General features: G+C 64.9%; 15 protein-coding genes. 7 read left to right on the plus strand and 8 right to left on the minus strand.

The genetic code is table 11. From position 1 onward, the window contains the following. Window positions 1-67: 67 nt before the first annotated feature. Window positions 68-391 (minus strand): hypothetical protein, encoded by a 324-nt coding sequence (locus HALRU_RS08670; protein WP_007704641.1) that lies wholly within the window; start codon window positions 389-391, stop codon window positions 68-70. Between the two features lie 88 nt (window positions 392-479). On the opposite strand from HALRU_RS08670, the gene HALRU_RS08675 reads away from it, so the two are divergent. After that, window positions 480-1,457, plus strand: a complete 978-nt coding sequence (locus tag HALRU_RS08675) for an A/G-specific adenine glycosylase (RefSeq protein ID WP_015301020.1) — start codon at window positions 480-482, stop codon at window positions 1,455-1,457. Between the two features lie 42 nt (window positions 1,458-1,499). Here HALRU_RS08675 and HALRU_RS08680 read toward each other — a convergent pair whose 3' ends face one another. Continuing rightward, a complete protein-coding gene (locus HALRU_RS08680) occupies window positions 1,500-2,156 on the minus strand; it encodes a hypothetical protein (protein WP_015301021.1) in 657 nt (218 codons plus the stop codon). Window positions 2,157-2,421: 265 nt separating this feature from the next. Here HALRU_RS08680 and HALRU_RS08685 point away from each other — a divergent pair, with 265 nt between their 5' ends. From HALRU_RS08685 to HALRU_RS08705, 5 genes are all read left to right on the plus strand, one after another. Continuing rightward, complete coding sequence (locus HALRU_RS08685; RefSeq protein ID WP_015301022.1) at window positions 2,422-3,021, plus strand: hypothetical protein; 600 nt, start codon at window positions 2,422-2,424, stop codon at window positions 3,019-3,021. Window positions 3,022-3,288: 267 nt separating this feature from the next. Beyond that, a complete protein-coding gene (locus HALRU_RS08690; protein WP_015301023.1) occupies window positions 3,289-4,347 on the plus strand; it encodes a DNA-methyltransferase in 1,059 nt (352 codons plus the stop codon). A gap of 173 nt (window positions 4,348-4,520) precedes the next feature. After that, the gene (locus HALRU_RS08695) at window positions 4,521-5,252 is read left to right on the plus strand and encodes a GNAT family N-acetyltransferase (protein ID WP_015301024.1); all 732 of its coding nucleotides are present in this window, start codon (window positions 4,521-4,523) and stop codon (window positions 5,250-5,252) included. A 180-nt stretch (window positions 5,253-5,432) separates the two neighbouring features. Further along, entirely contained in the window at window positions 5,433-6,611 is a 1,179-nt protein-coding gene (locus HALRU_RS08700) for a redox-regulated ATPase YchF (protein ID WP_015301025.1), read from the plus strand. Between the two features lie 8 nt (window positions 6,612-6,619). Next, entirely contained in the window at window positions 6,620-7,000 is a 381-nt protein-coding gene (locus HALRU_RS08705; RefSeq protein ID WP_015301026.1) for a hypothetical protein, read from the plus strand. A 244-nt stretch (window positions 7,001-7,244) separates the two neighbouring features. On the opposite strand, the gene HALRU_RS08710 is transcribed toward HALRU_RS08705, so the two are convergent. Next, window positions 7,245-7,859, minus strand: coding sequence for a class I SAM-dependent methyltransferase (locus HALRU_RS08710; protein WP_015301027.1), 615 nt, complete (start codon window positions 7,857-7,859; stop codon window positions 7,245-7,247). A 122-nt stretch (window positions 7,860-7,981) separates the two neighbouring features. Between HALRU_RS08710 and HALRU_RS08715 the strand changes: the two genes are divergently transcribed. Continuing rightward, window positions 7,982-9,670, plus strand: coding sequence for a thiamine pyrophosphate-binding protein (locus HALRU_RS08715; protein WP_015301028.1), 1,689 nt, complete (start codon window positions 7,982-7,984; stop codon window positions 9,668-9,670). A gap of 37 nt (window positions 9,671-9,707) precedes the next feature. Here HALRU_RS08715 and HALRU_RS08720 read toward each other — a convergent pair whose 3' ends face one another. The 5 genes from HALRU_RS08720 to HALRU_RS08740 all read right to left on the minus strand — a co-directional run bounded on the left by HALRU_RS08720 (window position 9,708) and on the right by HALRU_RS08740 (window position 14,155). Then, complete coding sequence (locus HALRU_RS08720; protein WP_015301029.1) at window positions 9,708-11,138, minus strand: FAD-binding oxidoreductase; 1,431 nt, start codon at window positions 11,136-11,138, stop codon at window positions 9,708-9,710. A gap of 181 nt (window positions 11,139-11,319) precedes the next feature. After that, window positions 11,320-11,604: a translation initiation factor eIF-1A gene (locus HALRU_RS08725; RefSeq protein WP_007704624.1), complete on the minus strand. Its 285-nt coding sequence runs from the start codon at window positions 11,602-11,604 to the stop codon at window positions 11,320-11,322. 76 nt (window positions 11,605-11,680) lie between these two features. Beyond that, a complete protein-coding gene (locus HALRU_RS08730) occupies window positions 11,681-12,541 on the minus strand; it encodes a UbiA family prenyltransferase (protein ID WP_015301030.1) in 861 nt (286 codons plus the stop codon). Between the two features lie 126 nt (window positions 12,542-12,667). Continuing rightward, complete coding sequence (locus tag HALRU_RS08735) at window positions 12,668-13,789, minus strand: pyridoxal phosphate-dependent aminotransferase (protein ID WP_015301031.1); 1,122 nt, start codon at window positions 13,787-13,789, stop codon at window positions 12,668-12,670. A 135-nt stretch (window positions 13,790-13,924) separates the two neighbouring features. Beyond that, window positions 13,925-14,155: a hypothetical protein gene (locus HALRU_RS08740; RefSeq protein WP_015301032.1), complete on the minus strand. Its 231-nt coding sequence runs from the start codon at window positions 14,153-14,155 to the stop codon at window positions 13,925-13,927. Window positions 14,156-14,215 lie beyond the last annotated feature (60 nt).

The raw sequence follows: 14,215 nt of genomic DNA on the forward strand, positions 1-14,215 counted from the left end.
CCTGAACTGGGTGTAATTTCAGGTACTCAATCATCGAGCACGCCGTCCGCGTTCGTTACCTGCCGGCTCAGAACTGGTAGCGGCGCTCGTCGTCGAGTTGTGGGTACTGATCGGCACCAGTCATTTCGTCGTAGGTCATCCCCGAGAGGTACTCGTCGTAGGTGACGTCGTAACCCGACCGGAGGTGGAAGTCGAGTCGACCCGTGTCGACGGTCGTCTGGAACAGTCCGTGGATGGCTCGCCGGACGAGTTCGTCCGTCTCCTCCGGCCCTAATGCGGCGGTCAGGAGAGCGAGTTCGGTTCGGGTCTCGCGGTCGAGTTCGACCGGCAGCGACTCGCCGAGGTCGGCGGCGGTGGATTCGATGTCGTCTGTAAGCATCTCGAGGCTCATACACGGGCACTCTATCGCGGCCGGCAAAGGGATTTCGCGATGTGCCCCGACCGTCACCCCTAAACGAGCCACGCACCAACCCCGCTCGATGAGCGACGGAGAGCCGGACGAGACCGCCTACGGGTTGCCAGCGGACGCCGATGCCGTCAGGAAGGCGTTGGTCGCGTGGTACGAAGCCGACCACCGGTCGTTCCCCTGGCGCGAAACCGACGATGCGTACGCGATCCTCGTCTGTGAAGTGATGAGCCAACAGACGCAGCTCGAACGCGTCGTCGACGCCTGGAACGCGTTTCTCGATCGGTGGCCGACCGCCCAGTCGCTCGCGGCAGCCGACCGGGCCGATGTCGTCGGGTTCTGGAGCGATCACAGCCTCGGTTACAACAATCGCGCCCGTTATCTCCACGAAGCCGCGACCCAGATCACCGAGGAGTACGACGGTTCGTTCCCGGAAACGCCGACCGAACTACAGGAGCTCATGGGCGTCGGTCCGTACACGGCGAACGCAGTGGCCAGCTTCGCGTTCAACGCGGGTGACGCCGTCGTCGACACGAACGTCAAACGCGTGCTCTACCGGGCGTTCGACGTGCCGGACGACGACGAAGCGTTCGAATCCGTCGCACGCGAACTCATGCCGGCCGGAGCGTCGCGCGTCTGGAACAACGCGATCATGGAACTCGGCGGCGTCGCCTGCGGGAAACGACCCCGGTGCGACGAGGCTGGCTGTCCGTGGCGCCAGTGGTGTCACGCCTACCAGACCGGCGATTTCACCGCTCCCGACGTTCCCACGCAACCGAGCTTCGAGGGGAGCCGACGGCAGTTCCGCGGTCGGGTCGTCTCGGTATTGAGCGAGTACGACGAACTCACACTGGACGAACTCGGCCCGCGCGTTCGCGTCGACTACTCGCCGGATGGCGAGTACGGCCGCGACTGGCTCCGCGAACTCTGCCTCGACCTCGCCGACGACGAACTCCTCACGATCAGCGACGATCCTGGATCCAGTGAGCCGGCGGAGACAGAGACGGCAGCATCCTCCACCCAATCGATTTTCGTCAGCCTCAAGCAGTGAAGACGGTGAGACAGAGAACTGGCTGGTGACTGCGACGTCACTTCAGGATCGAATCCTCGATAGCAACCGGTGCGTTCCAACGAACGAACAACACGCCAGGACGGACCCACCGTGAACCAGTGCGTGGAGTTCGACGACGATCGTCCGGCCGGCGATCGCGGCGGTCGTCGTGTACGTCGCCGGCTCGGCGAGCCAGCCGATCCCGAGCAAGGTCGTCGCCCCGACTGCGAGCGAGAGTGCCGGCGTCAGCGTGAGCACTTGCACGGACAACCGACGGACACTGAACGGCTCCGTCGGTCTCGCGAGGACAGTACTGATCCCGAAGTGAAGGAGGAGAGCGACGACGAGCCCACACCCCGAGAGCAAGACACCAACGCGGCCACCGAGAGCCTCGGCGGTCAGCAACCAGAAGACCCAGATCGCCGCGTAGAGGGCGGAAACGAAGAGCCACAGTGGATCTGTCGGGTCACAGCGTCGACTCGCCGACGACGCCACGAATCCGGTCCTGAGTACCGCACCGAAGCACAGGACGGCGAGTCCTGCAAGCGCGGTGTAGAGCGTTCGCGATTCCAGAACCAGGAGGGTGAACCAGCCACCGATCGTTGCCGCGTCGACGACGGCCACCCAGAACGCGGTGGTGAGCCGACCCGTCCGCCGACCAGTCCGTCGGACGTATTCGGTGCCGCGATGCACGCTCATATCGATTCCAAGGACGCAATACGTATCGTTACTCGATCGGTACCATCTCGAAACCCGACATGAAGGTCCGACTCACGCCGAGTCCGACAGTGACCAGTACTCCGTCGTGGCGCCGGTCAGAACACGTTCCACCGTCGCGTCTTCACTGGGTAGGACCCGCCTACGTCGGGGTCGAGACGAGTAACGGCCAGTTACCACCGGAAGAGATCCGTCGCCCGCCTGAAACGCTGCACAAAACTATGTACGGTGGTCGTGAGGGGCGGGTATGGCCGCCGAACAACGTTTGCCGGAGCTGATCGTGAAGGAAGCCATCGGAGCGGGACTCGACTCTCCGATGCGCGAGTCGATACTGGAAGCCGTCGAGGACGCGGAAGGACCCCGAGGCGGGGTCTCGGTTCCCATCGCCGTCGGTGCAGTCGCAGTCGGGACGGCGATCGGGTACGTACTTGGGTCCGCCGATTCGACGACCGTCCCGACCGAAGCGGAGTCGCTTCCGATCGAAACGCCTGACTCGACCGCGGACGAGACTGACGACGATGACACCGAAACGGGTGGGTCACGGCTGGCCAAACTGCTAACGCTCGGGGCCATCGCTGGCGCTGGCGCGTACCTCTGGCGTCGACGGGGAGGCGACGACTGGGAACCGATCGACGATCTCGAAGAGCCGGTCGAGGACGCCACGGAGGCCGTCGAGACGATCGCGAGTGAATCGATCGACACGGAGTCGGCCGGCGATCGCATCACGGACGCGGAGTCGACGGACGAGATGAGTGACGATGCCGAAACGGATCACGAGGAAGGATCCTCGGACGGTGACACCAACAGGGAGTCCGAGACGGACACCTCCGAGTCCGATTCATCGTAAGGGACCGGCAAGTTGTATCGTCGTCGAGTAACTCGAACCTGCGTGTCGTCGGGTGGGTCACGATTCAGTGTCGGATATATCGAGCCAGACGATTTCGCGGTGTATGGAACGGCTGCTTTCGACCAGCTTCCGTTGCTGCGCAGCAGTAGCAGATTCCAGTTCGGCGGTACCGTTCCAATCGGCCGGGTCGTCCGCTCTGGGTAGGGCCGGTCACCCTGCGCCGTCGTGGCGACAGAGATAAGGGACCCTCGCCGACAGATTCGACCGATGGAGACGACCCACCGCGTCGTCGTCGGCGATGCTCGGTCGCTCGCGTCGATCGACGACGAGAGCGTGGAGCTGGTGATCACCTCGCCCCCCTACCCGATGATCGAGATGTGGGACGAGTTGTTCGCCGAACTGGATCCGGCGATCGAGACGGCGCTCGAGGCGGGCGACGGCGACGAAGCGTTTTCGTTGATGCACGATCAGTTGGCTCGCGTCTGGGACGAGGTTAGCCGGGTGCTGGTCGACGGCGGCATCGCCTGCGTCAACGTGGGCGATGCGACGCGGTCGATCGGCGACCGATTTCGCGTCTACCAGAATCACGCGCGGGTCGCGACCGACTTCGAATCGCGCGGGTTCGACCCGCTCCCCGACGTCCTCTGGCGAAAACCGACCAACAGCGCGGCAAAGTTCATGGGAAGCGGGATGCTGGCACCGAACGCCTACGTCACGCTCGAACACGAACACGTGCTCATCTTCAGGAAAGCCGGCGGCTCCCGGTCGTTCGAACCCGGAGCGAACCGACGGTACGAAGCTGCGTACTTCTGGGAGGAACGAAACCGCTGGTTCTCGGACCTCTGGAGCGACGTGACCGGAGAGCTCCAGCAACTGGGAGCCGACGGCGCTCGCGACCGATCTGCGGCGTTCCCGTTCGAGATCCCCTATCGACTGTGCTGTATGTACAGCGTCTACGGTGACACCGTCCTCGATCCGTTCTGGGGAACCGGGACGACCTCGCTCGCGGCGATGTGTGCCGGGCGATCGTCGATCGGTGTCGAACTGGACGAGGGACTGGTGTCGGTGTTCGACGAGCGCGTCGGCGAGGTGCAGTCGATGGCGACCGACGTCGGTCGACGCCGACTCGCGCGCCACCGTGACTTCGTCGCCAGCCGCCGCGACGAGGGAGCGTCCCTCTCTTACGAGTCGTCTCACTACGACTTCCCGGTCACGACTAGCCAGGAGCGCGATTTGCGACTCTACTCGGTGGAGTCCGTCGAGCGCGAACGTCTCCCCTCCGGCCGTCGGTATCGACTCGATCACACGCCGCTCGCGGCGGAGTGAGTTTTCGCGACCCTGCAACCGTTTCGCGACCGTGCACCCACTCTTCCATCGGAGGCGTCGTTCCCATCGAAACCGCGTTCACCGTCCACAGCCACCGCCGTGGCAACCACCGTCGAACGCCAGCATGGCTGGCACGGCCAACAGTTAAGTAATGGGATGGGTTATCGAATGCCATGTCACTAAACAGCACGCTCGAGTTCGGTCACGACGACCGCCGCGCCATCTACCAGTACGTCGAACGCCACGGGACGGCCACGATGGCGGAGTTAGAAGACGCAATTCCGGTCGATCCAAGCGGGCTCAGACACCACGTCGCGATCCTGAAACGGGACGGGCACCTCGAGATGGACGACGACCACTATCACGTCTCCCTCGAAGCGGGGGCCGAGGAGGAACACGCTACCGGTGACGTCACGTTCCACATTCGGCCGGCCCGGCAGGAAGACCTCGCCGGGATCGTCGGTGCGATTCGACAGGTCGCCACGGAGGGCACGTACATCGAAGCAGAGAGCGTCGCCGACGAGGTCGACCACCAGGAGGCTCTGCTCCGGCACAACGAACTCGAATCGCGGATGTTCTTCGTCGCGACCATCGGCGACGACGTCGTCGGCTGGGTTCACCTCCACGCGCCAGAGCTCGAAAAACTGAGCCACACCGCAGAGCTCACCGTCGGCGTCATCGAGGACTATCGAGGCCACGGGATCGGATCACAGCTCCTCGCACGCGGACTCGAGTGGGCCGGCGCGAACGGCTACGAGAAGGTCTACAACAGCGCCCCGTCGACGAACGAACGGGCGATCGGATTCCTCGAAGACTACGGCTGGGAGACCGAGGCGGTCCGCGAGGGACACTACAAGATCGACGGCGAGTACGTCGACGAGGTGATGATGGCCGTCTCCCTGTGAGCGACGGACCGACAGCGAACGGACGCTGACCGATCGATCGGCCCCCAACGCCGACAGGCCGACTCGCAGTCGAAGGACCGAACGCCGAAGGGATCGACGACAGTCGAGTGGTGACTACCAGCCGTTCGAGTGGTCACGAATACCGAAAGACAGTTCTCTCCGATCCGGTAACGAGCCAGTATGCTTTCGATCGCGCTTGCCGGCAAGCCCAACGCCGGCAAGTCGACGTTCTACACGGCGTCGACGATGGCCGACGTGGACGTGGCCAACTACCCGTTCACGACGATCGACGCCAACCGCGGGGTGAGCTACGTCCGCACCGAGTGTCCCTGTCTCGAACGGGACGAACGCTGCAACGCCGACAACTGCAAGGACGGCAAGCGGTACGTCCCGATCGAGTTGATCGACGTGGCCGGCCTCGTTCCCGGTGCCCACGAAGGGAAAGGCCTCGGCAACCAGTTCCTCGACGCACTGACCAACGCTGACGCCATCGTCAACGTCGTCGACGCCTCCGGCGGGACGAACGAGAAAGGCGAACCCGTCGACGTCGGCTCGCACGATCCCCTCGAAGACATCGACTTCGTCGAAGAGGAGATGGACCTCTGGCTGGCCGGCATCGTCGATCGCAACTGGGAGGGCGTCGAACGCGCCTCGCGATCGCCCGACTTCGATCTCGACGACGAACTCACCGAGATGCTCTCCGGGTTCGGCGCCGGCCCGACCGAGATCGCGACGATCCTGCGCGACCTGGAGTACCCCGACGACCCGATCCAGTGGGACGACGACCACCGCGAGAGTCTGGCCCGTGAGGTCCGCGCGACGACCAAACCCATCGTCGTCGCCGCGAACAAGATCGACGTCGCCCCCGACGAGAACGTCGAGCGCCTGCTCGACCTCGACAAACCGGTGATCCCGACGACGGCGGAGGGTGAACTCGCGCTCAGGCGGGCCGCCGAGAACGACCTCGTGGCGTACGATCCAGGCGACGAGTCCCTCGAGATCGGCGCCGACGTGAGCGACGCCCAGCGAGAGGCGCTCGACGACCTCGCCGACACGATGGCCGAGTGGGGCGGCACGGGCGTCCAGGACGCGCTCGACCACGCCGTCTACGAGTTGCTCGACCACCTCACGGCGTATCCGGTCGAGGACGCGGCGAAGTGGTCCGACGGCAGCGGCAACGTCCTCCCCGACGCGTTCTTGCTCCCACACGGATCGACGCCAGTCGACCTCGCCTACACGGTCCACTCCGACATCGGCGACGGCTACCTCCACGCCGTGGACGCGCGCTCCTCGCGGGAAATCTCCGACGAGTACGAACTCGAAGAAGGCGACGTAATCAAGATCGTCAGTACCAGTTGACACCACGGATGACACGTCGTCTGCCCCTGCCGGACGTGCGACCAACGCAACTGTACATCTCGAGCGAGAAACTCGAGGGGGTCCTCGACTGGTTCGATTTCGACGAGCCGAACGGCGACCCGCTGCCGGCGTTCGAACACGAGGGAACGTGGTACCTCTCAGACGGGCACACGCGAGCCGTCGCGGCGGTACTCGCCGGGGCGGAGACACTGCAGATCAGACGCGACGAACACGTCCGCGAGGAGTACGACTTCGATGCCTACCTGACCTGTATCGAGTGGTGTGACGATGCCGGCGTGGAAACGGTTCGGGACCTGATCGGACGGGTCGTCGAGCCGGAGACCTTCGAAGAACGGTGGAGCGAACGTTGTCAGTCGATTCACGAGTAACGGCGAACTGGCTACGGGCACCGTCTCCCAGCAATTCTTCGAGGGGGCGCGATCGCATCAGGTTCACACGACGTTTCTGGGCACCTCAACGTACAGCAGAAACCGCCTCGACGAGTATGAACTGAAGGAAGGTGGCGAAATCAAGATCGTCTCGAATGTACGGGTCGAGAAGGATTTCGAAGGACACCCGTCGCGAGGTAACAGGCACCCGGCTCGAGGAGGATCCACCAGGGCCGGTCGGAGCTCAGTTCGAGTTTCGTGCGATCAGCGTCTCGGCAGCGTGTCGGTGTGGTTCTCCACCCGAATTATCCTCGAAAACGAACCGTTCGGCGCGGACTGTCTCCCAGTCCTCGTAATATCCCGCCAACTCTCCCCGCTCGTAGAAGTGCTCGTTGTCGGTCCAGTCCGGTGGCGTCGGAATTTCGGGGTGGTCGACGAACGCGAACATCGTGTGGATCCCGCCGTCAGTGGTTCGTTCTTTAAATCGATCGAACTGGCGCTCCCGATTCTCCGGACGGATGTACTGGATCGTCCCGGCCGAGTAGACGACGTCCACCGACTCGGGGAGGGTGGTATCGTTCGCATCGGCCTCGATCGTTTCCAGCGTCACACCGCGTCTCGCAGCGAGTCGCTCGGCCTTCGCCAGCCCGTTCGGAGAAACGTCCATCGCGTACACGTTCCACCCTCGTTCGGCGAAGAACACCGCATCTCGTCCCTCCCCGGCCCCAATATCTATCGCCGTGACTGTCCCCGTCGTGTCCGGAACCGCGTCGACCGTCTCCTCGGCCATCTCGTTCGGTTCGGTCCCCCAGTAGTACTCGTCACGGCCGTAGATTCGCTCCAGCTCATCGTACTGCATTTCGTACGGAAAGACAGTCCAGCCACTAATGAGATTCGGAGATTCACGGGACAGCCGCCCGTCGTGGCACCGGTGCGACTGCCACACACAATTTGATGTGAATACGCACCAGACGGTAGTCCATGACAGCGACTACCGGCGCCGACCTCTTCGTCGACGCCCTCGAGCGCTACGGCGTCGAGTACGTCTTCGGCAACCCGGGAACGACGGAGTTGCCGATCGTCAACGCGATCGGCAAGAGCGACCTCGAGTACGTTCTCGGACTCCACGAGGACGTTGCGGTCGGGATGGCCGGCGGCTACGCTCAGACGCGACGCTATCACGCACACCACGACCCCGACGTCATGCCCGTCGGCGTCGTCAACCTCCACATCACACCGGGGCTCGCACACGGGCTCGGGAACCTCTACGCGGCGAAGATGGTGGGCGCGCCGCTGGTCGTCACGGCCGGCAACCACAGCACCGACTTCCGCCACGAGGAGCCGATCCTCTCGGGTGAACTCGCCTCGATGGCAGACCAGTTCTGCAAGTGGTCGGACGAGGTGTTAGACGTGGACGCGCTGCCGACGATGCTCCGACGGGCGTTCCGCGTCGCACTCGAACCGCCGACGGGCCCCGTCTTCCTCGGTCTCCCGCTCGACGTGACGATGGCCGAGACCGACGCCGAACCGGAGCGACTCGGCGCAATCCCGACCGCGGGGCCCGGCGACCCGGACGCGATCGAGGCGGCTGCGGACGCGCTGGTCGAGGCCGACAACCCGATCATCGTCGTCGGCGATCACGTCGCCCGCGCGGGCGCCGACGCCGTCCAGGCTGCGGTCGACCTCGCCGAGGCATCGGGTGCGCGCGTTCACGGCGAGATCCTCTCTTGCGAGGTGAACTTCCCGACCGAACATCCCCAGTGGATCTCGCACGTCCCGCCGGACGAAGAGTTGGCCTCGACGCTGCTGTCGGCCGAGACGATCCTGTTCGCGGGCTGTTCGACCAACACCACGCTCACCCGCCACGAAGAGCCGCTCGTCCCGGATCACGCGACCTGTCTGCACGTGAGCGACGCCGTCTGGGAGGTCGGCAAGAACCAGCCGGCCGACGTCGCCGTCGTCGGCGATCCGGGGCAGGCGCTCGCGGCCGTCGCCGATCGCGTTGCGGAGCGACTCCCCGACGAGGTTCGCGAGGAACGCCTCGAGTACGTCGACGCCGTCTCCGAGATGGTCGAGGCACAGATGGCGACGATGACGAGCGACGAACGGCCCGACGACCCTCGCGCTTCGAAGGCCCAACTCGTCGACGCGATGGAACGGGTCGCCGGCGACGCGTTCGTCGTCGACGAGGGCGTCACCTCGAAGTACGCGATGCTCACGCGCTGGTCGTTCGAACCGGAGCAGTACATCTCGAACAAGGGAGGTGGGCTCGGCTACGGCCTCTCGGCCGCCGTCGGCGCCGCTCTCGCCGAAGGAGATCGAGACGATCCCCGGGACGTCGTCGGCTTCGTCGGCGACGGCTCGTACCTCTACTATCCCCACGCGATGTACAGCGCCGCCCGGTACGACCTCGATCTGACCGTCGTCGTTTCGGACAACCGCAACTACCGCATCCTGAAGAACAACACGCTCGATCTCATGGGCGGCGAGGAAGCTGACTACGAGTTCCCAGGGATGGACTTCGATCCGCCGGTCGACCTCGTTGCCAACGCCGAAAGCCACGGCGCGCGTGGGACGCTCGTCGAGACGCCCGAGGAGATCGAACCCGCACTCGAGGAAGCGCTCGTTCGGGACGGTCCGGACGTCCTCGACGTGCTCGTCCACGACTGATCGGAGCACCGGCCCTGTACCAACTCGACCACACCGCTCACCCTTCACTCACCGGATCACGAACGCGCTCCCCGCTTTCCGTCTCCGGAAATATTTTTCCAGGGTTCAGTGTGCCAGTCGGGTCCAGTGCACGCTTGATCGACCGCATGGCGTCGACGGCACCGTCACCGTGCTCCGGTTCCAGGTACTCGCGCTTTCCCTGTCCGATTCCGTGTTCGCCCGTAGCCGTCCCGCCCAGCTCGATCGCACGCTCGACGACCGCGGCGTACAGTTCCTCGCCACGCTCGACCATCGGGGGATCGGAGCGGTCGACGAGGACGCTGTAGTGGAGGTTGCCGTCGCCGGCGTGGCCGAAACAGGGGACGAGCAAGTCAGCCTCGTCGGCCAGACGCTTCGTCTCACGGACGATCTCTGGGTAGGCGCTGATGGGGACCGTCACGTCGCCGGGGTGGAGCGGATCCAGATCGGCGTCGTAGCTCGCGACGGCGTATGCGAGGTCGCGCCGTGCCGCCCAGAGATCGGCCATCTCGGTCCCGTCATCGTCCGTCTCGAAGCGCTCGAGGGCGTACTCTTCGAAGATGGACCGACAGAGGGCGACCTCCTCGTCGACGCCGTGGTTCGCGTGAAACTCGAGGAAGACCATGGGCGCGTCCGGAAGGTCGCTCCCCTGGTACGCGTTCGCCATCCGGGCACTGAGTCCGTCGACGACTTCGATGCGGGCGACGTCGACACCGGAGCGGACGGTATCGGAGACGGCCGCGGTCGCCGCGTCGAGCGTCTCGAAGATGGCACGCACACCGCGTTTCTGCGCGGGTCGACCGGCCAGCTCGAGCGTCACCTCGGTGACGACGGCGAGGGTCCCCTCGCTGCCGATCAGCAATTCGGTGAGATTGTACCCGCTCGAGGTCTTCACCGCCCGCGAGCCGGTCCGGATCACCGTTCCGTCGGCCAGTACGGCCTCCAGGCCGAGTACCCAGTCGGCCACCTCGCCGTACTTCACCGTCTGCATCCCGCTCGCGTCCGTGGCGATCATCCCGCCGATCGTCGAGATGTTGCCCGACGACGGCAAGGGTGGAAAGAAGCGCCCGTCGTCCGCCACGTGCTCGTCGACCGCCGAGCCGAGAAGCCCTGGCTGCACGTCGATCTGAAAGTCGTCCGGCCGGTAGTCGACGACCGCATTCAGCCGCATCAGATCGAGACTGATGCCGCCGTGAGCCGGCACTGCATTTCCCTCCAGCCCGGTTCCCGCCGCGTACGGCGTTACGGGCACGCCGTGGTCTGTCGCCGCAGCGAGGAGGGCTGAAACGTCGGCCGTCGACTCCGGCCAGACTACGACGTCCGGGACGACGCCCTCGTCGAGCTGAGAGGCACCCCAGTCTGCCGCGTGGGATTCACGTCGCCCCTCGGAGACCGAGATCTGGTCGTCAGCAAGTCCGAGCTCGAAGCAGAACTCGATGTCGTATGTCATACGGGAGCGTTACTCACACACCGTCTAAACGTTTCCCCGACGCTGTCGGCCGAACGACTGTCGACCCGGGTCCGTCACATCGATCGAAAGCGATCGGGTTCAATCGATCGCCCGAACGGCGCCATCGCTGGCAGGTGTGAGTAGAAAACAGCAAAAGACCGGCCTGTTCAGCCGAAATCGATCAGTCGATGTGTCCTTCGCGTCGAAGCTGGTTGGCGTCCTGGCTGGTGTAGCGCCACTCGATCGTCGCTTTCTCGTCCTGCCAGTCCCATGGTTCGGCGACGACGACGTCGTCCTCTTCGATCCAGGTGCGGTACTTCATGCGACCGGGAATGCGACCGAGACGTTCGACGCCGTCGGCACACTGCAGTTGCACGTGGTTGCCGCCGAGGTGATCGGTGACGACGGCGAACACTTCGTCGTTCGAGGGCATACGGAGGTTCCGTCGCCCGGATTCTTCGCTCATATGTTATGTACGAGACCACGCCGTATAAGTTGGCGGGAGGACCGGTATCATGGGACGCGGTAACGGCCACCGCCAATTATACCAATATTCTGATCGGTTCGAACCAGACAGCCGCGACGAGAACCGCGAGGAAGACGTAGCACCCCCGAATCAGGAGCATCGTCGCGAGCTTCGGCGGCGCACGACGCGCGATGACCGCGACCAGTGCCAGGGCAGCCACTGCGAGAACGCATCCAGGCGGGAACAGCCCGACGAGCACGAACGCCAGACAGCTCACGAGACCGACGCCGATCAGCCCGTACGCCAGGAAGATGGCTCGATCGGGCCCCAGGACGACCGCGACCGTCCGCTTCCGGATAGTGCGATCGTAGGCCACGTCGGTCGTGTCGTCGACGACTTTGATCCCGGTGAGGACCACCAGGAAGACGAGCGCGAACGCGAGCGCGAGCGGCGAGAGTGTCCCGGTCTGGGCGGCGTACCCGCCCAGAATTGCCAGCCCGATCCCCGCGGGGTAGCCCATCGTCGCGCCGATCGGATGCACGTCCAGTTGTGGTGCGTGGAGGTACGCGATCACCCAGGTAGGCACCGTCAGCGCAGCGGCGAGCAAATCGACGCCGACGGCAAGGATCAGTGTGGCAACTGCAAACAGCGCCGTCGCACCGTAGAGTCCCGCGAGGCAACCCGTGACCGTGAGCGGGTGATCGTCGTCCTCGTCGCGGACGTGAAAGTCGACGTAGCCGTCCTTGACGTGCGCCGTGTAGACCGCCGCGAAGATCGCGACGGCGTGGACTGCGGCCGGAACGAGTGCGAAATCGGTCGTGAGAACGGCCCCGAACAGCGACGCAGCAACCGGCGGCAGCATGAATACGGGGTGGACCTGCGAGGCGTACGCTCGAAGGTCGGCGCGGAGGCCCGAACCGTGACGGGAGACGGCCATAGTCCGTCCCACCACGGACGCGGACAAAACCGTCAGGGGTCGACCGACGCGGTGAGAATGCGTGGTCAGTCCCGATGGCTTCGTCGCCGGGCCCGTCTTCACACGGTGCGTACTGGATCGCGGTACTTACTGGACCGCTGCCGTCGCCGCGTCGATGATCTCCAGCGCCTCTTTCAGTTCCTCGGTTCCCGTCGCGTAGGAGAGGCGAGCGTAGCCCGCGCCGTTCTCGCCGAACGCCTCACCGGGGACGACCACGACGCCACGATCCAGCACTTCGTCACACCAGCCGTCGGGGACCTCCGGCATCGCGTAGAATGCACCCTCCGGCGTCGGAACGGTGAGGCCAGCATCTTCGAGTCCGTCGAGGACGAGATCACGTCGGTCTTCGAAAGTGGCGACCATCTCGTCGACGGGATCCTGCGGCCCAGTGAGGGCCGCCTCGGCCGCGTACTGGGCGGGCGCCGAGGCACAGGCCTGGACGTACTGGTGGACGCGCAGCATTCGCTCGATGCGGCGGTTCGAACCCGTGACCCAGCCCAGTCGCCAGCCGGTCATCGAGTAGGTCTTCGAGCAGGCGCTGACGGTGACGACGTTGTCCGTCTCCGCGTACGCCATCGGCGAGTGGTGCTCGCCGTCGAAGACGATGTGTTCGTACACCTCGTCGGAAATACAGAGCACGTCGTGTTCGTCGGCGATACGGGCGAACTCGCGTACGTCGTCCTCGGAGGCGACGGCCCCCGTCGGGTTGCCTGGACTGTTGACGATGAACGCCGCCGTGTCGTCGGTGATCGCGTCCTCGACGGCCGCAGGGTCGAGCGTCAGGTCGTCGCGCACCGCGACTGGCTTCGGGACTCCCCCGGCAATGGTCGTCAGTGCATCGTAGGCCACGAAGCCGGGATCGGGAAAGATGACCTCCTCGCCGGTCCCGACGTGCGCCTCGAGCGCCAAATGCAGCGCTTCGCTGCCGCCAGCCGTCGCGATGACGTCGTTCGGGTCGATCGAGAGCCCGTACTCGCGGTCGTAGGCGCCAGAGATCGCTTCACGCAACGGGAGAATACCCTTGTTCCCCGTGTAGGGATCCGCCTCGTGTGATTCGATCGCCTCGATCGCGGCCTGTGAGGCGTGTTCGGGCGTCGGGAAGTCCGGCTGGCCGAGCCCGAGGTTGATGTCGTCCTCGCCGGCCGCTTCGAACACCTCGCGGATGCCACTGATCGAGACGTTTTCGACTCGCGTCGAGAAGTCCGTCATACGTGACAGGGTGGACCGAACCCTCATAACCCTTGCTGGTACCTGCGACGAATAGAACGGCTCCCGGCGAGCCCACTGCCGGACGGCTACCACCGGGCTGAGGGCCAGCCCCAGTCTGAGGTGGTCTCGAGCCTATCACTCGTCGAGATCGACGATCCGCGTCGCACCGGACCGCGGATCGATGTGGACTCGCACCCGACCGGCAGCCGTCGTCGCCGGGACGATCCACGTCGATCGGGTTCGGTGGGGGAGCGAGACGTCGATTGCCTCGTACCCGGCCGATTCTAACGCGTCGGCCGCGTGCCTCGTCGCCGCGTCGACGGACGGTACCCCCTGCGTCGGTACGCGGGATTTCGTGGTTGTCATCGTCCCTCTATGTAGGCCTATGCTACCAACACACATGAACGAGGCCACCAGTTCCCACTC

It is taken from the genome of Halovivax ruber XH-70, assembly GCF_000328525.1.
Taxonomy (GTDB): Archaea; Halobacteriota; Halobacteria; order Halobacteriales; family Natrialbaceae; genus Halovivax; species Halovivax ruber.

Coding starts and splice junctions, on each gene's coding strand:
- HALRU_RS08670 (WP_007704641.1), bottom strand. CDS start 391: ATGAGCCTCGAGATGCTTACAGACGACATCGAATCCACCGCCGCCGAC.
- HALRU_RS08675 (WP_015301020.1), top strand. CDS start 480: ATGAGCGACGGAGAGCCGGACGAGACCGCCTACGGGTTGCCAGCGGAC.
- HALRU_RS08680 (WP_015301021.1), bottom strand. CDS start 2,156: ATGAGCGTGCATCGCGGCACCGAATACGTCCGACGGACTGGTCGGCGG.
- HALRU_RS08685 (WP_015301022.1), top strand. CDS start 2,422: ATGGCCGCCGAACAACGTTTGCCGGAGCTGATCGTGAAGGAAGCCATC.
- HALRU_RS08690 (WP_015301023.1), top strand. CDS start 3,289: ATGGAGACGACCCACCGCGTCGTCGTCGGCGATGCTCGGTCGCTCGCG.
- HALRU_RS08695 (WP_015301024.1), top strand. CDS start 4,521: ATGTCACTAAACAGCACGCTCGAGTTCGGTCACGACGACCGCCGCGCC.
- HALRU_RS08700 (WP_015301025.1), top strand. CDS start 5,433: ATGCTTTCGATCGCGCTTGCCGGCAAGCCCAACGCCGGCAAGTCGACG.
- HALRU_RS08705 (WP_015301026.1), top strand. CDS start 6,620: ATGACACGTCGTCTGCCCCTGCCGGACGTGCGACCAACGCAACTGTAC.
- HALRU_RS08710 (WP_015301027.1), bottom strand. CDS start 7,859: ATGCAGTACGATGAGCTGGAGCGAATCTACGGCCGTGACGAGTACTAC.
- HALRU_RS08715 (WP_015301028.1), top strand. CDS start 7,982: ATGACAGCGACTACCGGCGCCGACCTCTTCGTCGACGCCCTCGAGCGC.
- HALRU_RS08720 (WP_015301029.1), bottom strand. CDS start 11,138: ATGACATACGACATCGAGTTCTGCTTCGAGCTCGGACTTGCTGACGAC.
- HALRU_RS08725 (WP_007704624.1), bottom strand. CDS start 11,604: ATGAGCGAAGAATCCGGGCGACGGAACCTCCGTATGCCCTCGAACGAC.
- HALRU_RS08730 (WP_015301030.1), bottom strand. CDS start 12,541: ATGGCCGTCTCCCGTCACGGTTCGGGCCTCCGCGCCGACCTTCGAGCG.
- HALRU_RS08735 (WP_015301031.1), bottom strand. CDS start 13,789: ATGACGGACTTCTCGACGCGAGTCGAAAACGTCTCGATCAGTGGCATC.
- HALRU_RS08740 (WP_015301032.1), bottom strand. CDS start 14,155: ATGACAACCACGAAATCCCGCGTACCGACGCAGGGGGTACCGTCCGTC.